We start from the raw sequence: 17095 nt of genomic DNA, 5'->3' as shown, positions 1-17095 counted from the left end.
AGCCGGCTCAGCCCTCGTTTCGCGGAATCGCGAAACGGTAGCCGCGGCCGCGCACGGTCTCGATCGGCTTCAGTTCGCCGTCCGGGTCCAGCTTCTTGCGCAGGCGGCCGATGAACACTTCCAGCACGTTGGAGTCGCGGTCGAAATCCTGCTGGTAGATGTGTTCGGTGAGGTCGGCCTTGGAGACCAGTTCACCGGCATGCATCATCAGGTATTCCAGCACCTTGTACTCGTAGCTGGTCAGGTCCACGTTGCTGCCGCTCACGCTGACCGTCTGTGCCGCCAGGTCCAGGGCCACCGGGCCACATTCCAGGGTGGGCTTGCTCCAGCCAGCGGCGCGGCGCAGCAGCGCGTTGACGCGGGCCAGCAGCTCTTCCACATGGAACGGCTTGACCAGGTAATCGTCGGCGCCCTGCTTCAGGCCTTCGACCTTGTCCTGCCAGCTGGAACGGGCGGTCAGGATCAGGACCGGGAACTTCTTGCCTTCATCGCGCAGGGCCTTGATCAGCTCCATGCCCGACATCTTGGGCAGGCCCAGGTCGATGATGCCGACGTCGAACGGCACTTCGCGGCCCATGTAGAGGCCTTCTTCGCCGTCCTGTGCTGCATCGACGGCAAAACCTTCGCGCTTGAGCCGGGCTGCCAGGGTCTCACGCAGCGGGGCTTCGTCTTCGACCAGAAGGATACGCATGAACTCTCCCTAGTGTGCTGGGTGTGGCCCGCAGGCCTGTGGGTACGGGGTGATGCGGCAACTATCCCTGTTCAGGGGTTATCGCCGCGTAGTGATGACATATCCGACCGCGGCGTGCGCGGCTGTGAACGTGCCGGGGCGGGGTCGTCCATGTAGCGGACCCGGCCCCGGTCGTCCATGTATTTCACCCGGTTGATGTCACGACCATCGAACGGAACCCGCTCGGCGCCCAGGATGTGGCCGCCGGTGGTGCGCTGCACCCGACGCACCGCGTCGGACAACGAGCGTTCGTCGCCACGGCCACCGCGGTCGCTGCGGTCCATCATCTCCGCCCGCCCCTGGTCGCCGCGCGGCGGCTGTTGTGCCAGCGCCGAAGACAGCGGCGCAGCAGCCAGCACCACGAAGGTGGCCAGGGCAAAACGGCGGTGGAAGGGAGCGGAAGACATCGAAGCGATCCTAGCCGAGCACGGCAATTTGTTCAAAAGTCGTAAATCCGGGGATCGGGCGCCAGGCCCGACCTTTACAAATCTTTTGCAAATTCTTGGTTTTGCGCAGTGAATCCGGTCTGAACTTTTCCGGGACCGCCTCCGCTTCGTTCATCTAAGTGAACATTCGGGACGAATCAACTGCGCTTGTCAAGTCAGGAATGTGACTGCAATCACGCTGCGGCGCGATCGGCCTCGCGCTCGGTCACCGCCAGCGCCTGCTCGACCAGCGCCCAGTCGGCGCCAGGGCGGTGGGCGCCCTCGCTCAGCACCTGGCGGAACGCGCGGCCACCGGGCTGGCCGTGGAACAGGCCCAGCAGGTGGCGGGTGATGTGCTTCAGCGCCAGGCCTTCATCCAGGCGTGCCTGCACGTAGGGGCGCAGCGCGCGCAGCAGTTCGCCGCGCGGGCGCAGCGGCGCGCCGGTGTGCAGCGCCTCCAGCTGATGCAGCAGGTAGGGGTCGTGGTAGGCCGCGCGGCCCAGCATCACGCCATCGACGTGTGCGGCCTGGGCCTGCACCGCGTCCACCGTTGCCAGGCCGCCGTTGATGACCACCGGCAGCGCCGGGCGCTCCTGCTTCAAGCGGTAGGCCCAGTCGTACTTCAGCGGCGGCACTTCGCGGTTTTCCTTCGGCGAAAGGCCCTTCAACCAGGCGTTGCGCGCATGTACCACCACCATGGCAGCACCGGCCTGCACCTGGCGATCGACGAACGCGGCGAACACCGCGTAATCGTTGTCCTCGTCCACGCCCAGCCGGCACTTCACCGTTACCGGAATGTCCACCGCCGCGACCATAGCCGCCACGCACTCGGCCACCAGCTCCGGTTCGCGCATCAGGCAGGCACCGAAACGGCCGGCCTGCACGCGGTCAGACGGGCAGCCGCAGTTGAGGTTCACTTCGTCGTAGCCCCAGTCGGCGGCGATGCGCGCGGCCTGCGCCAGCAGGGCCGGATCGCTGCCGCCCAACTGCAGGGCCAGCGGCTGTTCGCTGCCGTCGAAGCCGAGCAGGCGCTCGCGATCGCCGTGGATGACGGCGTTGGCGTGCACCATTTCCGTGTACAGCCGCGCGCCGGGCGCCAGCACGCGGTGGAACACGCGGCAATGGCGATCGGTCCAGTCCATCATGGGGGCGACGGACAGGCGCAGGGAATCGGCGTAACGGGCAGTAGCGGACGTCATCGGGGCATTGATCGTGGAGACTGGCATTGCCAGTGAGATCAATAGTTTACACCGGACGGCTGAATGGCGAGGGGCGGCCCGGGAGGTGCGTGGCGACCGTTGACGCATCTGCCAATTGAACCGTGTATCCTTCTGGATACGATCAGCCCATGGCATCCCTGCACGCAACAGCGGCACTACGCGACCATGAGCAAGCTCAAGACCCTCCCTTTCGATCCGGCTGACTACCTGCAGGACGATGTTGCGATTGCAGCCTACCTGACCGAAGCGCTGGCGGCCGGCGATGCCGGCCATTTCCAGGAAGCGCTTGGCACGGTTGCGCGGGCCCGGGGCATGGGCGGCATCGCGGAGACGTCGGGCCTGGGCCGCGAGAGCCTGTACAAGGCGCTGCGACCCAACGCACACCCTCGATTCGACACGGTGCAACGCGTGCTGCTGGCCCTGGGTGTCCATCTGACGGTACAAGCCGACGCGCGGTCTGCCGTACCGGATTGACTGCATGCGGCAGAGGCCGGCGCCGGCCGGCCGCCCCAGCATTCGCCGCGGGCCCTTCTGCCCTACTGCACGCGCCCCTTCACCTGCTCCTGCTGCTGGTCCTGTGCGCGCTGGTTGAACTGGCTGTCCAGTTCCGCGCTCTGCCGGGTGCTGGCTTCCAGCGACTGGGAAACGGCCTGCTGGCGGTCCACGAAGGCGCGCTGTGCAGCCGGGTCGCCCAATGCGCCCTGCACCGCGAACAGGCCGCTGCCATCGGGGCGCGCGACCACATGGTCGATCTGGCCCATGCCGGCCACCTTGCTCTCGTAGGCCAGCTGGCCGGCGGCACGTTCGGTTTCCTGTGCGCTGCCGAACAGCGGGCACAGTCCGGCCTGCGCGCGTTGCTGCTGCAGCGCCTGCAGCTTTTCCAGGGCCTGGCTGAAACGCGGGTTCTCGGCATGGCCAGCGTCGCGCATGCTGGGCGCGGCCGGCGCAGCGGCAGGTTCGGTACGTGCCGGTTCGTTGCGCGCCGGATCGGTGGCAGCATGCGCCCCCGCCTTCACCGCAGCCGGGTCGGCCAGGCGGGCCAGGGTCAGGCGCCCTGCTTTGCCGTCGTCGTCCAGGCCGTTGCTGGCCTGGAACTGCTTCACCGCCGCCAGGGTGTCCTTGCCGAAGATGCCATCCACGCCCAGTGCCGTGCCGTCGGCCGCGGTGTAACCCAGCGCCGCCAGCTTGCCCTGCAGCGCCTTGACCTCATCGCCGCGCTCGCCCTTCACCAGCATGCCGTCGGCCATCGGCGCCGGCGCTGCGCTGCGTGCGGCCTGCGCGGCGTCGGGGCCCTGCGCATGTACCTTGCCGCCCAACGTGATGCGGTCGTTGAGCATGTCGCCCAGGTAGCGGCGGAACTGCTCGGGTTCCACTTCGATGTGCGCGTGCACGGCCTTGGTGCCTGCGTTCGACTGCTTCACCAGCGGCGCGCCGTATTCGACGAAGTCGCCGTTCTTGTACGGCGAAGACCCCACCGCGCCGTGCAGCACTTGGCCAACCAGTTCGCGCCGCGGATCGCCGGCGGGGTGGCTGTAGATCGCGATGCCGTTGGTCGGGTCCTTCAGGAACTGCACGTAGCCGGCCACCGGGTTGGGGATCATCACGTCGCGGTTGGCCAGGCGGTCGGTCAGGATCAGGTCCTTGCGCACCAGCGGAATGCCGTTCCGGTCGCCGCTGGTGCGGATGTTCTCCATTTCGCCTTCCACCATGCCCGACTGGCGGTCGGCCTTGCTGGCATCGCCGGTACGCACGGCTTCGGCATTGGTGTTGGGATGGTGGATCTTCAGCAGGCGATAGGCCGCCTCCCCGCTCATGCCATGGTCCAGCGTGCGGTTGCTGGTGACGTTGCCGTACGGCTCGACCACCGTGATGCGGCCACCCCCAGGGGCAGCGGCGGCAGCTGGGGCCGGTGCCTGCGCGTGGCTGCGCTCGGCCGCCGGCGCACGCGTCTGCGTTCCCGCGCCAAGCGCGGCCAGCGTATCGCGGCCGGCCTTGCCATCTTCCTCAAGCCCGTGCGCCTTCTGGAACTGGCGCACCGCATGTTCGGTGTTGCCGCCGAAATCGCCATCGGGGTTCAGCGCCTTGCCGTCCTTGCCGGTGTAGCCGGCCTGCGCCAGCTTCTGCTGCAGGGCCTGCACTTCGGCACCGCGCTCACCCTGCACCAGCACGCCGTCGGCCATCGCGGCGCGTGCGGCATGGCCGCCGCGTGGGCGATGCAGTGGCTCGCCGAACGCCTGTTCGTAGGTCTTGCCCTGGTAGTCCTGCGGGTGGCGGTTGACCTGCTCGTACCGCGCCAGCCCGACCAGATCCGCCCTTTCATTGAGCGTGCGTTCGCGCAGCGCAGGCCATTGCGTGGGTGAGCTTTCAAAGTGCCTTTGCACGTTGTCGTGCTTGTAGTCCTGCACCGCGCGTACGATCTGTTCGTCGCTCAGCTCGGACAGCTTGTAATCGTCGCCGTAGGCCGCCTTCAGGCCGTTGACGAACACACCGCGGGTCATGTTGCGGTACTGCACCGAGGTGCTCCACAGCGCGTCCTGCACCGCCGGGCCACGCCCCTGCAGATCCACGCCCGCGTCCTTCAGGCGACCCAGCTGTTTGTCGTAGTACTGGTGCTGGATGAAGTCGTGCTGGTCATTGGCGAAGGCCCCCTTGTCGCGCTCGGCGACCTCTTTCCAGCGATCGTTGAAGGCCTGGGTGGCCGGCGTCAGGCCACGGAACTGGGCACCGTAGCGCGAGCCCGCCAGGTATTCGTCCACCCCGCCCACCGCGCTGGCGAACTGGTAGGTGCCATAGGACACGCCGCCGTGGTCGCCCCTGCCGGAGGAGATCCAGCCGGGCCCGCGATTGCTGGTTTCATAGCTGGCAGACGTCTGGCCGCGATGCCAGCCGTCCATCGCCTTCTTTGCGTCGGTCACCACGTCCATGCTGCAGGTCTCCTTACGGTAAGCGGTTCGATGGGATCAACTCAGGGCCGGTGGGTCTCAGCGTTCAGCTGGTCCACGCGGTTGGCCACGCGGTTGATGCGGCAGGACTGTGCATCCAGCATCTGGCCCTGGCCGTCGGTACGCGGGTCCCAGCTGCAGTGGCGATCGGTGTCGGACCACCAGGCAGCCTGCGCGTCCATCCAGTCGTCTTTTTCCTTGCTGTCCGGGCTGGCCACCTTCGTTGCGACGATCTGCGCCAACCGGTCTTCCTGGTAGCGCAGCTCTTCATCGCCGCAGGCCTGCAGGGCGGGCGTCACGCCGTCGGAGGCATCCACGCAGGCGGTGTACTGCGGACGCAGCGTGGCCTTGTTGTACGAGTCATCCGGGCGCGCGGCCGGGAAGTCATCATCATCGGCGTCGGCTGACGTGGTGCTGCCGGGTGCAGCGGGCGCTGACTGCGGGGCCGTGGCGAGTGCGCTGGTCGTGGCAGCTGCGGCCACGGGCGCAGCCGGCACGGCCGCGTCCGCACTTGTGTCCTTGCACGCTGCGAGCCCCGTGCCGACGGCCAGGGCGAGCACGAGCGCACCGGCATGGGCGGACAGCGCGCGACCGATGCACGGGAAAAGCGTCATTGCCTTCATTGCTCATTTCTCCTTGAAAACGGGATCACTGAAGACCCGGTGCCAGCGTGTGCGCCTGCAGCTCGACAGCACGGCTGGCGTAGCGATTGATGCGGCACGACTGCGCGTCCAGCAGCGCACCCACATGGTCACTAATGGGTGCGCAACGCTTGCCGGTGTCTATGGCCCAAAAGGCCTGCTCGTTCATCCAGCGGTCCTTGGCCGGGCTGTCCGGGCTGGCCATCAGGCGCGCCACCTGCACGTCCAGCTGCTGCTGTTGGTACGAAAACTCGGCGGCATCGCACGCCTCGAGCGTGTCATCCATGCCTCGGGCATGCTGCACACAGCGGGTGTACTGCGGGCGCAGCGAGGCCTGGGTGAAGGAGGCATCGCGTGGGCGGATGTGCGCCAGCAGGGCATCGGCGCGGTAGGCCACGCGGGACAGCCGGCACTCCTGCGCGGCCTGCAGCGCATCCACTGCGGCGTTGGCGGCCGCGGTGCAATAGTGGTCGGTATCGCGGCGCCACGCCGCTTCGGTGGCCGCGAAGGCCGCGCTGGCCTCGCCATTCAATCCCGCCACGAGGGTGCCGGTCGTCGCCTGCAGATGCTTCTGATGGTAGGCCAGTTCTTCCCTGCCACAGGCCTGCAGGGTGCCCGCGTGCTGCACGCCTTCCACGCAGCGGAAGTAGGCCGGCCGCAGGCGCCCGGCGCTGTAGGAGGCATCGGGATAACGGGCGGCGGCGGGCGCCTGCGCGGGGGGCGGCGCGGACGCTGCAGCCGACGCCGTGGGCGCTGCGGGCTGGCAGGCGGCCAGGGCCGTGCACAGCAGCAGCGATGCCACGCGTCGGCCCAGCAGCACCTGTTCGTAGCCCGTGCGGAGTGTCGTTGCCAGCATCACCTGCGTCTCCCTGCGAGTGGACGGCAGTTGCCGTACCAGGCTGGGCCGTCCGTCGGCCCCATCACCCAGCCATGCTAAGGCAGCCTCCGCAGCAGATGCCTGACTGGATTCATGTTGCGTGAGGGCGGTCGCAGATCCCCGTTACAGGGGCAGCCGTGGCGGCGGTCGTCCCGCGTTGACGACCCGCCCCCCGGCCAGCCGCTATAGTTCGGCGCTCGCCATGGACTGGATGCGTAGAACAGATGAAGCAGCACACACGGATGAGGATGCCCCTGACCGCCCTGATGGTGGCCGCCCTGGCCATCGGCACGGCCAGTGCGGCGCCGGCCACCAGCGGCCTCAGCCCCATGTTCACCACCTGCCGCGACAACGCGCAGGGCGCGATCGAACAGGCGGCGTGCCTGTCGGCGGAAAGCACCCGCCAGGACCAGCGCTTGAACCAGGCCTACACGCAGCTGCAGGCCCGCCTGAGCGGCGACAACCGCACCAAGCTGGTCAATGCACAGCGCGCATGGCTGCAGTCGCGCAGCCGCGACAACGAGCTGGATACCGCCCTGTATGACAACTCGCAGGTGGGCAACCTGCAGGGTGGGCTGGACGATGTGCTGCGCCTGAGCGCGCGTGCCGACCAGCTGCAGAAGTACCTGCAACTGCTGGACTGAGCCGGCAGGGGCCGGGCGCCCACTGCAACGCCCGGCCTTCAATCCCTCAGCGTGCCCGCGGAGGCCCGGACTCGCCCGCGCGCGCGCGGCCGTGCCACTCGTAGTGGGTCTGCTTCCAGCGGCCGCCTTCGGTCGCCACCCACTGCAGGGTCCAGGTTTCGACCTGGCCCCCCGGCCGTTCATCTGTCAGCGTGACCTGCTCGCCGGGCGCACCCGATGCGGGCAGCGGAAACGGCGCGCCTTCCACCCACCGTGCGGTGTAGGTCGCCCCGTCCTGGCGCTGGCGCAGGGTCAACGTTTCCGGGTCCATCATGCGGCGATTGGCGTCGGGCACACGGTCCAGCCAGTCAAGAATCGCCTTCGCTTCGGGCGTTCCCGCACGATGGTGGGACACGTGTTCGACGATGGTGGTCGGGGTGGCGGCGCCGGGCGCGGCGGCAACCGTGGCCGGCAGTGTGGCCAGGCCAAGGGCCAGCAGCAGCGGCAACGAACCAGCGTAGGCCCTGCGTGCAGTCATGGATCGTCCTTGAAGGTGTGCGTGATGGCACAGACCGATCATGGCCGCGGCGACGGCGGGTTTCAATCAGGGAGATTGCAGGTGCCCGCCGGCCGGGCCGCCGTCAGTGCGCGCCGCCGCGACCGCCCACCTGTTCGATCAGGGTCTGGCTGGCAGCGTTGAGGCCCACCACCGTTACCTGCGCGCCATGCGCGGCCAGCTTTTCCTGCGCGCGTTCCAGCGCCGCCACTGCGGTCAGATCCCACAGGTGGGCCTCGCGCAGGTCGATCTGCACCTTCGGCGCCACGTGCTGGTAATCGAAGGCCGCGCCCAGCTGCCCGGCCGAGGCGAAGAACACCTGGCCGCGCACCCGGTAGACCTGTTCGTCGCCCACGGTTTCGTGCTGCACATCCAGCATGCGGCCGACCTTGCGGGCGAAGAACAGCGCCGACAGCAGCACGCCGCTGAGCACGCCCTTGGCCAGATCATGCGTGGCCACGGTGACCACCACGGTCAGCAGCATCACCGCCGAAGAACTGCGCGGATGGGTGCGCAGATCGCGCAGCGAGCGCCAGCTGAAGGTGCCGATGCTGACCATGATCATCACCGCCACCAGCGCGGCCATCGGAATCTGCCGCACCAGATCGCTGCCGTACACCACCAGCAGCAGCAACAGCACGCCGGCCACCAGGCACGACAGACGGCCGCGTCCGCCGGAGGTCACGTTGATGACCGACTGGCCGATCATCGCGCAGCCGGCCATGCCGCCGAGGAAACCGGTGAGCGTGTTGGCCACGCCCTGGCCGACGCATTCGCGGTTGCGCTCGCTGGGCGTTTCGGTGATGTCCTCGACGATCTGCAGGGTCATCATCGATTCCAGCAGCCCGACCACGGCCAGGGTGGCCGACACCGGCAGCAGGATGCGCAGGGTTTCCCAGGTGAAGGGCACATCGGGCATGAGGAAGTGCGGCAGGCTGTCGGGCAGCTGGCCCATGTCGCCCACGCTGCGCACGTCGATGCCGAAGCCGATGACCGCGGCGGTCAGCACCACGATCGCCACCAGGGGCGAGGGCACCGCGCGGGTGATGCGCGGCAGCAGGTAGATGATGGCCAGCGCCGCGGCGCACAGCACGTACACGGTGGGGCCACGGCCGATCAGTTCGGGCATCTGCGCCAGGAAGATCAGGATGGCCAGTGCGTTGACGAAGCCGGTGATGACCGAGCGCGATACGAAGCGCATCAGCGAACCCAGTTTGAACACGCCGGCCAGCACCTGCAGCAGGCCGGCCAGGATGCTGGCGGCGAACAGGTACTGCAGGCCGTGGTCCTTCACCAGATCGACCATGACCAGGGCCATGGCGCCGGTGGCGGCGGAGATCATGCCCGGGCGACCACCGGCAATGGCGGTGACCACGGCGATGGAGAACGCCGCGTACAGGCCCACCTTGGGGTCGACGCCGGCAATGAGCGAGAAAGCGATGGCCTCGGGAATCAGGGCCAGGGCGACGACCATGCCGGACAGCAGGTCACCACGGATGTTGCCGAGCCATTGCTGGCGCAGGGGATAGGACGTTTGCATGGGAAAACTCCGCGCGCACGCGGGCGTGGCCACGTGGCGCTGTCAATCAGGAGCGGTCAATCACAACCAGTCAATCACTGGCAGTCGACCAACGGTCGACTCTACCCGGGGGTAGGTACGTGGGAGGGGCGCAGTCTACGGGAAGCGGCGCGGCGGGGATAGCGCAGGCATGGCCCGGCTCTACAATGGAAGCATGGCCGCCGACCGCCCACAGTTCTTCGATCCCAGCAGTGAACAGGGCGTGCTGCGCCTGTCCATCGCCGCCTCGCTGCTGCTGGCCGCCGCCGCCGTGGTGTTCGGGCTGCTGGCCAATTCCTCGCTGATCATCTTCGACGGCATCTACGGCCTGATCGACGTGGTGATGACCTGGCTGTCACTGCTGGTGACCCGGCTGATCGCCCTGTCCACCAATACCGATGCGCTGCAGTCGCGGTTGAACCAGCGCTTCACCATGGGCTTCTGGCACCTGGAGCCGATCGTGCTGGGGGTCAGTGGGACGCTGATGATCGGCGCGGCGCTGTACGCACTGGTCAATGCGGTGGATGCGCTGATGTCTGGTGGGCGGCATATCGCGCTGGGCCCGGCCATCATCTTCGCCGGCCTGTCCATCGTGGCCGAGGGCACGCTGGCGTGGTTCATCGTGCGCGCCAACCGTCGCATCGGTTCGGAATTCATTGCGCTGGACGCAAAGAACTGGGTGATCGCCGCCAGCATGTCGGCCTGCTACCTGGTCGCGTTCCTGGGCGGGGTGCTGGTACGCGGCACCTCGCTGGCCTGGGTGGGGCCGTATATCGACCCGGCCATCCTGGCCTTCGTCTGCGTGCTGGTGATGATCGCCCCGCTGGGCACGGTGCGCCGGGCGCTGGCCGGCATCCTGCTGGTCACCCCGCCGGAACTGCAGGCGCACGTGGATGCAGTGGCGCGCGACGTCGTGGCCCGGCATGGCTTCGTCGAACACCGCAGCTACGTGGCCCAGGTGGGGCGTGGCGAGCAGATCGAGCTGTTCTTCGTGGTGCGCGAGGACGACCCGCCGCGGGCGCTGCTGGAATGGGACCGGCTGCGTGACGAGATCGGCGATGCACTGGGCGATGCCTCGCCAGACCGCTGGCTGACCATCATGTTCACCACCGACCGCGAATGGACGATCTAGCACCACCGGACGATCCATCAATATTTGCGGACGATCTGTCACCCAGCGTCCATGAAAAGCGGGCAAAGTAGCTCCATCGAAACACCCACCCACTGACCAGGAGCATCCCATGTCCATCGAAAAGGTTCTGTACACCGCCCAGGCCACCTCCACCGGCGGCCGTGAAGGCCGTTCGGTCTCGTCCGACAACGTGCTGGACATCCAGCTGTCCACCCCGCGCGAGCTGGGCGGCGCCGGCGGCCCGGGCACCAACCCGGAGCAGCTGTTCGCAGCCGGCTACTCGGCCTGCTTCCTGGGCGCGCTGAAGTTCGTGGCCGGCCAGGCCAAGGTCGCCCTGCCCGCCGACACCACCGTGACCGGCAAGGTCGGCATCGGCCAGATCCCGACCGGTTTCGGCATTGAAGCCGAACTGACCATCAACGTGCCGGGCGTGCCGCGCGAGCAGGTGGAAGAACTGGTGCAGAAGGCCCACATCGTCTGCCCGTACTCCAACGCCACCCGCGGCAACATCGACGTGACCCTGATCGTTGCCTGATGCAGCCAAGGGTCGGCGGGGCCGGATCCCTTTGCCAACCGGCAAAGGGCTCTGACCCCACTGCCCCCCTGCGCAGGATCGGGGTCAGAGCCCTTTCGCGTTGCGAAAGGGATCCGACCCCGGTATCCGACCCCGCAATAAAAAATGGGCGGATGCCGGTCGAAACCGGGCATCCGCCCATCCCACCTCGGGTGGGCCCCGGCACAGGGCCGGGGACGCATTCGCTTATTTGTCGCTGGTAATGAGCTGCACCACGCTGGAGAAATCCAGCTTGCCGCGGCCGGCCTGGTGGTTCATCGAGTACAGGTTGCGGGCCACTTCGCCCAGCGGGATCGAGGCGCCAACGCTCATCGCCGCTTCCACGGCCAGCCCCATGTCCTTCAGCATCAGATCGCTGCCGAAGCCGCCGCTGTAGCCGCGCGAGGCCGGCGCGTTTTCCAGCACGCCCGGCCACGGGTTGCACACTTCGGTGGCCCAGCTGCGGCCGGTGCTGACCGCCATCATCTGCGACAGCACCTTCGGGTCCAGACCGTGCGCCACGCCCAGCGCGATGGCTTCGCCGGTGACGGCCATGATCACGCCCAGCGCCATGTTGTTGCACAGCTTGGCGACCTGGCCGGCACCGCTGGCGCCCACGTGGAAGATGTTCTTGCCCATTGCCTGCAGCACCGGGCGGGCGCGCTCCAGCGCGTCCTCTTCGCCACCGACGATGAAGGTAAGGGTGCCGGCCTGGGCACCGGCGGTACCGCCGGAAACCGGCGCATCGATCATCTGCAGGCCGCGTGCGGCGGCCGCTTCGGACACCTTCCGCGCACTGGCCGGGGCAATGGTGCTGCAGTCGATGACCAGCGCGCCGGCCGGAATGGCGGCCAGGAGGCCATCGTCACCCAGGTACACGCCTTCGACGTGGCGGCTGGCCGGCAGCATCGAGATCACGACCTCGGCATCGGCCAGGGTCTCGCGCGCCGACGCGGCAGCACTGGCGCCGGCATCGACCGCCGCCTGCACGGCGGCCGGCACCAGGTCGAACACGCGTACGCTGTGGCCGTTCTTGACCAGGTTGGCGGCCATCGGGCCACCCATGTTGCCCAACCCGATGAATGCAATGCGGCTCATGCAAGGCTCCTTTCAGCCATGGGGGTACCCAGGTCGGCCAGCGGATGCGCGGCGTCGGCCCAGGGGGATACAAAGAAGGTGTCGGCCCAGGCGGTGGTGGCCTCGGCCAGGGTGGCCGGGCTCCACTGCGGGTTGCGGTCCTTGTCGATCAGCAGCGCGCGGATGCCTTCGGCGAAATCGCCATGGGCCGCGCAGTGCAGTGCGGTGATGTACTCCAGGCGGTAGACGCTGGCCAGGTCCCGGCCGGCGTTGCGCCGCTGCAGTTCGAAGGCCAGCCGCGCCGAACCCGGTGCACCGGCGGCCAGCGTCTTCTGCGCGGTCTGCAACCAGGCATCGTCGGTCTGCAGCGTGCTGATGCGATCGATGATCGCGGGCAGGTCATCGCCTTCGCACAGCGCATCGACCGTCGCGGCATTGGCCAGCAGCGGGCCGGTGGCAGCATCGCTGGCATGCGACTGCAGCAGCTGGCTCAGGCGTTCGTGGTTGTGCGCGGCATCGGCGGACCATGCCACCTGCAGCAGCGCATCGAACACCGCGCTGCGACGTTCCTCGGCCACGTGCAGATCGGCCAGGCCGGCATAGATGGCATCGCCGGGGTTCAGCAGCGCACCGGTCAGGGCCAGGAACAGGCCGGCCCTGCCCGGCACGCGCGGCAGCAACCAGCTGCCACCCACATCGGGGAACAGGCCCACGGTGATTTCCGGGAAGGCCAGCTTGGAACGCTCGCTGACCACACGATAGCTGGCGCCGGACATCAGGCCGATGCCCCCGCCCATCACGATGCCATGGCCCCAGCACAGGATCGGCTTGGGATAGGTGTGGATGAGGTAATCGACGCGGTATTCAACGTCGAAGAATTCGGCGGCGTAGGCGTTGTCGCGGATATCGTGGTGGCCGGCGTCGCGGAAGGCAACCATGGCCTTGTGCAGGCTGTGCAGGTCACCACCGGCGCAGAATGCCTTTTCACCAGCGCCCTGCAGCACCACCATCGCGATACTGTCATCCTCGGCCCAGGCGTTGAGCTGCTTCAGCAGCAGGTGCGCCATCGGCAGCGAGAAGCCGTTGAGCGTGCGCGGCGCGTTCAGCGTGGCGATGCCGATGCGCGTGCCGTTGCCGGCCACGCGCGCTTCGAACAGCACCGGTGCTTCGTCGGCAACGGTGTCGGTGCTCATGCGTTCTTCCACTGCGCGGCGCGCTTTTCCAGGAAGGCGGTCACGCCCTCGACCTGGTCGGCCGTGTCGAACAGATCGACGAAGGCTTCGCGCTCGGCCACCAGTGCCGCGGCGTGGGTGCCGGTGCGGGTGGACTGCACCAGGGTCTTGCAGGCGGCGATGCTGGTCGGGCTCTGCTTGCCGGCCTTCTTCGCCCATTCCAGCGCCAATGCCTTGGATTCGCCCTTGCCGACCTTTTCTTCGGCCAGGCCAATGCGCAGTGCGGTGTCGGCATTGATGCGCTCACCCAGCAGGATCATGCGCTTGGCCCAGCCCTCGCCAACCAGGCGCGGCAGGTTCTGGGTGCCACCAGCGCACGGCAGCAGGCCGACGGTGGCCTCCGGCAGTGCGACCTGGGCGTGGTCTTCGATGATGCGCAGATCGCAGGCCAGCGCGCATTCCAGGCCGCCGCCCATGGCGTAGCCGTTGATGGCAGCGATCGACACGCCACGGAATGCGGACAGCGCTTCGAAGGCCTCACCGAAACGACGCGCGGCTTCGCGTGCAGCGGCCTTGTCGCCCGATGCGAACTGGTTGAGGTCGGCGCCGGCGGAGAAGAATTTCTCGCCGTCACCGGTGATCACCAGGGCGTAGATGTCGCGGTCTGCGTTGAGCGCGCCCACCAGGTCGCGCAATGCGGCCAGGCTGTGCACGGTCCAGGTGTGCGCCGGCGGGTTGTGCAGGGTGACCACCGCGGTGTGGCCATCGGCCTCGACCTTCAGGCCCACGTGTTCCTGGGTACGCCAATCCTTCATCGCAGTTCCTCTTCGGTGTTGAGCAGGTGGCGGGCCACGATCACCCGCATGATCTCGTTGGTGCCTTCCAGGATCTGGTGCACGCGGCTGTCGCGCAGCAGGCGCTCGATCGGGTATTCGCGGATGTAGCCGTAGCCGCCGTGGATCTGCAGCGCTTCGTTGCAGATCTTGAAACCGGCATCGGTGGCGAAGCGCTTGGCCATCGCACACCACACGTTGGCGTCGCTGGCGCCGGCGTCGAGCTTGCGCGCGGCCGAATGCACCATCTGCCGCGCGGCCACCAGTTCAATGGCCATGTCGGCCAGCTTGAACTGCAGGGCCTGGAAGTCGGCCAGCGCCTTGCCGAACTGGCGACGCTCGCCCATGTAGCGGCGTGCGGCATCCAGCGCGCCCTGCGCGGCACCCAGCGAACAGGCGGCGATGTTGATGCGGCCGCCGTCCAGCCCCTTCATCGCCAGCTTGAAGCCGCCGCCTTCCTCTCCCAGAAGGTGGCTGACCGGCACGCGCACGTTTTCGAAGGTGATGCCACGGGTGGGCTGGCTGTTCCAGCCCATCTTCTCTTCCTTGCGGCCATAGCTGATGCCCGGCAGGTCGGCCGGCACCGCGATGGCGCTGACGCCGCCGGCACCGGCACCGCCGGTACGCGCCATCACCACCAGCAGTTCGGTGGCACCGGCGCCGGAAATGAAGGCCTTGGAACCGTTCAGCACATAGTCGTCGCCATCGCGCACCGCCGTGGTCTTCAGCGAGGCGGCGTCGGAGCCGGCGCCCGGCTCGGTCAGGCAGTACGAGGCCAGCTTGCTGCCGGATGACAGATCGGCGCCCCACGCATCACGCAGCGCGGCCTGGCCCCACTTGGACACCATCCACGAGGCCATGTTGTGGATGCTGATGTACGCCGCGGTCGACGGATCGACGTTGGCGAGCTCCTCGATGACGACGGCGGCGTCCAGACGGCTCAGGCCGCTGCCGCCCACTTCCGGGTCCATGTACAGACCGCAGAAGCCCAGTTCACCGGCCTTGGCGATCGCCTCGCGCGGAAAGATGCCCTCCGCATCCCATCGCGCGGCGTGCGGCGCCAGTTCGGCCTGTGCGAAGTCACGCGCGGCTTCGCGGTACGCCTGCTGCGCTTCTTCCTGGTCCGTCGTCATCGAGTGGCTCATGGCTGCTCCCGCCCTTACTTCAGGCTGATGGTGGTGTTGACGCCGTGGCTCAGCGTCTCGTCATCGAACCAGCGTGCGGTGACGGTCTTGGTCTGGGTGTAGAACAGCACCACCTGCTTGCCGTACGGGCCCAGGTCGCCCAGCTTGGACGCGCGCGAACCGGTGAACGAGAACAGCGGCACCGGCACCGGAATCGGCACGTTGATGCCGACCTGGCCCACGTCGATGTCTTCCTGGAACTTGCGCGCGGCCGCGCCAGACTGGGTAAACAGTGCGGTGCCGTTGCCGTTGGGATTGCCGTTGACCATCGCGATGGCGTCTTCCAGCGTTTCCGCTTCCAGGATCACCAGCACCGGCCCAAAGATTTCTTCCTGGTAGATGCGCATGTCGGTGGTGACACCGGCAAAGATGGTCGGGCCGACGAAGTTGCCCTTCTCGAAGCCATCCACCTGCGGCTTGCGGCCATCGAGCACCAGCTTGGCACCCTGCTCCACGCCCGAGGCGATCAGGCCTTCCACGCGCTCGCGGGCGCTGCAGGAAATGACCGGGCCGACATCGGTGCCGGCCACGGTGCCGCCGCTGACCTTCAGGGTCTGCGCCTTGGCCACCAGGTCCTGCACCCAACCGCGTGCCTCACCCACCAGCACCAGGGTGGAGGCGGCCATGCAGCGCTGGCCGGCCGCACCGAAGGCGGCGCCGACCATCGCGTTGAGGGTCTGTTCCTTGTTGGCGTCCGGCAGCACCACGGCGTGGTTCTTGGCGCCCATCATGCACTGCACGCGCTTGCCAGCCAGCGAGGCGCGGTTGTAGACGTGGGTGCCGACGCGGGTGGAACCGACGAACGACACCGCCTTGATGTCCGGGTGGTCGCAGATCGCGTTGACCACTTCTTCGCCGCCGTGGACGACGTTCAGCACGCCCTTGGGAATGCCGGCTTCCAGCGCCAGTTCGACCAGGCGCATGGTCACCATCGGGTCCTGTTCGGACGGCTTGAGGATGAAGGTGTTGCCCGTTGCAATCGCCATCGGGAACATCCACAGCGGGATCATCGCCGGGAAGTTGAACGGGGTGATGCCGGCGCACACGCCCAGCGGCTGCATGATCGTGTAGGTATCCACGCCATTGGCCACGTTGTTCGCCAGCTCGCCCAACTGCAGGTTGCCGATGGCGGCGGCGTGCTCGACCACTTCCAGGCCGCGGAACACATCGCCTTCCGCATCGGGCAGGGTCTTGCCCTGTTCGGCGGTGAGGATGTGGGCCAGCTCGCTCATGTTTTCGCGGATCAGCTGCTGGTACTTCAGGAAGATGCGCGCGCGGGTACCGATCGGGGTCTTGCGCCAGGTCTTGAAGGCTTCCTTGGCGGCGGCGACGGCGGCATCCACTTCGCTGGTGGTGGCGAACGGCACCTGCGCCAGCACGTCCTGGGTGGCCGGGTTGACCACGTCCTGCCAGTGGGAGGTGGCCGATTCGATGAACTGGCCATCGATCAGCATGCGGATACGGGGCGCTGCAACAGTCATGACGACAATCCCACGGGCTCGAAAGATGCTTGGCATTATTCACAGCACCCACCTCGATTTCCGGGCTGAATCCGCTTAATCTGGCCAACAC

General features: G+C 67.6%; 17 protein-coding genes. 4 read left to right on the top strand and 13 right to left on the bottom strand.

Annotated features, from left to right (window positions below):
- Window positions 1-7: 7 nt before the first annotated feature.
- From C1931_RS01300 to dusA, 3 genes are all read right to left on the bottom strand, one after another.
- Entirely contained in the window at window positions 8-691 is a 684-nt protein-coding gene (locus C1931_RS01300; RefSeq protein ID WP_053520384.1) for a response regulator transcription factor, read from the bottom strand.
- 71 nt (window positions 692-762) lie between these two features.
- Window positions 763-1137 carry a hypothetical protein gene (locus C1931_RS01295; RefSeq protein WP_108748148.1) on the bottom strand — a complete coding sequence of 125 codons (375 nt, stop codon included), beginning with the start codon at window positions 1135-1137 and terminating at the stop codon, window positions 763-765.
- A 212-nt stretch (window positions 1138-1349) separates the two neighbouring features.
- Window positions 1350-2381, bottom strand: a complete 1032-nt coding sequence (gene dusA / locus C1931_RS01290) for a tRNA dihydrouridine(20/20a) synthase DusA (RefSeq protein WP_108755134.1) — start codon at window positions 2379-2381, stop codon at window positions 1350-1352.
- A 159-nt stretch (window positions 2382-2540) separates the two neighbouring features.
- On the opposite strand from dusA, the gene C1931_RS01285 reads away from it, so the two are divergent.
- Window positions 2541-2849 (top strand): addiction module antidote protein, encoded by a 309-nt coding sequence (locus C1931_RS01285; protein ID WP_108755133.1) that lies wholly within the window; start codon window positions 2541-2543, stop codon window positions 2847-2849.
- Window positions 2850-2911: 62 nt separating this feature from the next.
- On the opposite strand, the gene C1931_RS01280 is transcribed toward C1931_RS01285, so the two are convergent.
- The 3 genes from C1931_RS01280 to C1931_RS01270 all read right to left on the bottom strand — a co-directional run bounded on the left by C1931_RS01280 (window position 2912) and on the right by C1931_RS01270 (window position 6814).
- Window positions 2912-5299, bottom strand: a complete 2388-nt coding sequence (locus tag C1931_RS01280; RefSeq protein WP_108755132.1) for a peptidoglycan-binding domain-containing protein — start codon at window positions 5297-5299, stop codon at window positions 2912-2914.
- A 41-nt stretch (window positions 5300-5340) separates the two neighbouring features.
- The gene (locus C1931_RS01275; RefSeq protein WP_234412719.1) at window positions 5341-5814 is read right to left on the bottom strand and encodes a lysozyme inhibitor LprI family protein; all 474 of its coding nucleotides are present in this window, start codon (window positions 5812-5814) and stop codon (window positions 5341-5343) included.
- Window positions 5815-5965: 151 nt separating this feature from the next.
- Window positions 5966-6814: a hypothetical protein gene (locus tag C1931_RS01270; RefSeq protein ID WP_108755130.1), complete on the bottom strand. Its 849-nt coding sequence runs from the start codon at window positions 6812-6814 to the stop codon at window positions 5966-5968.
- A 269-nt stretch (window positions 6815-7083) separates the two neighbouring features.
- On the opposite strand from C1931_RS01270, the gene C1931_RS01265 reads away from it, so the two are divergent.
- The gene (locus C1931_RS01265) at window positions 7084-7479 is read left to right on the top strand and encodes a lysozyme inhibitor LprI family protein (protein WP_234412860.1); all 396 of its coding nucleotides are present in this window, start codon (window positions 7084-7086) and stop codon (window positions 7477-7479) included.
- Between the two features lie 46 nt (window positions 7480-7525).
- Here C1931_RS01265 and C1931_RS01260 read toward each other — a convergent pair whose 3' ends face one another.
- Both C1931_RS01260 and C1931_RS01255 read right to left on the bottom strand, forming a co-directional pair.
- Complete coding sequence (locus tag C1931_RS01260; RefSeq protein WP_108755128.1) at window positions 7526-7996, bottom strand: hypothetical protein; 471 nt, start codon at window positions 7994-7996, stop codon at window positions 7526-7528.
- Between the two features lie 103 nt (window positions 7997-8099).
- Window positions 8100-9554 (bottom strand): SulP family inorganic anion transporter, encoded by a 1455-nt coding sequence (locus tag C1931_RS01255; protein ID WP_108755127.1) that lies wholly within the window; start codon window positions 9552-9554, stop codon window positions 8100-8102.
- A gap of 169 nt (window positions 9555-9723) precedes the next feature.
- Between C1931_RS01255 and C1931_RS01250 the strand changes: the two genes are divergently transcribed.
- Both C1931_RS01250 and C1931_RS01245 read left to right on the top strand, forming a co-directional pair.
- Window positions 9724-10704 (top strand): cation transporter, encoded by a 981-nt coding sequence (locus C1931_RS01250; RefSeq protein ID WP_108755126.1) that lies wholly within the window; start codon window positions 9724-9726, stop codon window positions 10702-10704.
- Window positions 10705-10813: 109 nt separating this feature from the next.
- Complete coding sequence (locus tag C1931_RS01245) at window positions 10814-11239, top strand: organic hydroperoxide resistance protein (RefSeq protein ID WP_004153735.1); 426 nt, start codon at window positions 10814-10816, stop codon at window positions 11237-11239.
- 225 nt (window positions 11240-11464) lie between these two features.
- On the opposite strand, the gene mmsB is transcribed toward C1931_RS01245, so the two are convergent.
- The 5 genes from mmsB to C1931_RS01220 are packed head-to-tail and all read right to left on the bottom strand — an operon-like array spanning window position 11465 to window position 17004.
- Window positions 11465-12355: a 3-hydroxyisobutyrate dehydrogenase gene (gene mmsB, locus C1931_RS01240; RefSeq protein WP_108755125.1), complete on the bottom strand. Its 891-nt coding sequence runs from the start codon at window positions 12353-12355 to the stop codon at window positions 11465-11467.
- The gene (locus C1931_RS01235; protein WP_108755124.1) at window positions 12352-13527 is read right to left on the bottom strand and encodes an enoyl-CoA hydratase/isomerase family protein; all 1176 of its coding nucleotides are present in this window, start codon (window positions 13525-13527) and stop codon (window positions 12352-12354) included. The genes mmsB and C1931_RS01235 overlap by 4 nt, the downstream gene beginning before the upstream one ends.
- Window positions 13524-14321 (bottom strand): enoyl-CoA hydratase, encoded by a 798-nt coding sequence (locus tag C1931_RS01230; RefSeq protein WP_108755123.1) that lies wholly within the window; start codon window positions 14319-14321, stop codon window positions 13524-13526. Before C1931_RS01230 ends, C1931_RS01235 begins: the two co-directional genes overlap by 4 nt.
- Window positions 14318-15484 carry an acyl-CoA dehydrogenase family protein gene (locus C1931_RS01225; protein ID WP_108755122.1) on the bottom strand — a complete coding sequence of 389 codons (1167 nt, stop codon included), beginning with the start codon at window positions 15482-15484 and terminating at the stop codon, window positions 14318-14320. Before C1931_RS01225 ends, C1931_RS01230 begins: the two co-directional genes overlap by 4 nt.
- Window positions 15485-15498: 14 nt before the next feature.
- Window positions 15499-17004, bottom strand: coding sequence for a CoA-acylating methylmalonate-semialdehyde dehydrogenase (locus C1931_RS01220; RefSeq protein WP_108751851.1), 1506 nt, complete (start codon window positions 17002-17004; stop codon window positions 15499-15501).
- Window positions 17005-17095 lie beyond the last annotated feature (91 nt).

It is taken from the genome of Stenotrophomonas sp. YAU14A_MKIMI4_1, from assembly GCF_003086855.1.
Classification (GTDB): Bacteria; Pseudomonadota; Gammaproteobacteria; order Xanthomonadales; family Xanthomonadaceae; genus Stenotrophomonas.
Note: the sequence above shows the minus strand (reverse complement) of the source record. Positions and strands in the feature narration are given on the sequence as shown.

Coding starts and splice junctions, on each gene's coding strand:
- C1931_RS01270 (WP_108755130.1), bottom strand. CDS start 6,814: ATGCTGGCAACGACACTCCGCACGGGCTACGAACAGGTGCTGCTGGGC.
- C1931_RS01265 (WP_234412860.1), top strand. CDS start 7,084: ATGCCCCTGACCGCCCTGATGGTGGCCGCCCTGGCCATCGGCACGGCC.
- C1931_RS01300 (WP_053520384.1), bottom strand. CDS start 691: ATGCGTATCCTTCTGGTCGAAGACGAAGCCCCGCTGCGTGAGACCCTG.
- mmsB (WP_108755125.1), bottom strand. CDS start 12,355: ATGAGCCGCATTGCATTCATCGGGTTGGGCAACATGGGTGGCCCGATG.
- dusA (WP_108755134.1), bottom strand. CDS start 2,381: ATGCCAGTCTCCACGATCAATGCCCCGATGACGTCCGCTACTGCCCGT.
- C1931_RS01285 (WP_108755133.1), top strand. CDS start 2,541: ATGAGCAAGCTCAAGACCCTCCCTTTCGATCCGGCTGACTACCTGCAG.
- C1931_RS01295 (WP_108748148.1), bottom strand. CDS start 1,137: ATGTCTTCCGCTCCCTTCCACCGCCGTTTTGCCCTGGCCACCTTCGTG.
- C1931_RS01225 (WP_108755122.1), bottom strand. CDS start 15,484: ATGAGCCACTCGATGACGACGGACCAGGAAGAAGCGCAGCAGGCGTAC.
- C1931_RS01255 (WP_108755127.1), bottom strand. CDS start 9,554: ATGCAAACGTCCTATCCCCTGCGCCAGCAATGGCTCGGCAACATCCGT.
- C1931_RS01280 (WP_108755132.1), bottom strand. CDS start 5,299: ATGGACGTGGTGACCGACGCAAAGAAGGCGATGGACGGCTGGCATCGC.
- C1931_RS01250 (WP_108755126.1), top strand. CDS start 9,724: ATGGCCCGGCTCTACAATGGAAGCATGGCCGCCGACCGCCCACAGTTC.
- C1931_RS01235 (WP_108755124.1), bottom strand. CDS start 13,527: ATGAGCACCGACACCGTTGCCGACGAAGCACCGGTGCTGTTCGAAGCG.
- C1931_RS01245 (WP_004153735.1), top strand. CDS start 10,814: ATGTCCATCGAAAAGGTTCTGTACACCGCCCAGGCCACCTCCACCGGC.
- C1931_RS01260 (WP_108755128.1), bottom strand. CDS start 7,996: ATGACTGCACGCAGGGCCTACGCTGGTTCGTTGCCGCTGCTGCTGGCC.
- C1931_RS01230 (WP_108755123.1), bottom strand. CDS start 14,321: ATGAAGGATTGGCGTACCCAGGAACACGTGGGCCTGAAGGTCGAGGCC.
- C1931_RS01220 (WP_108751851.1), bottom strand. CDS start 17,004: ATGACTGTTGCAGCGCCCCGTATCCGCATGCTGATCGATGGCCAGTTC.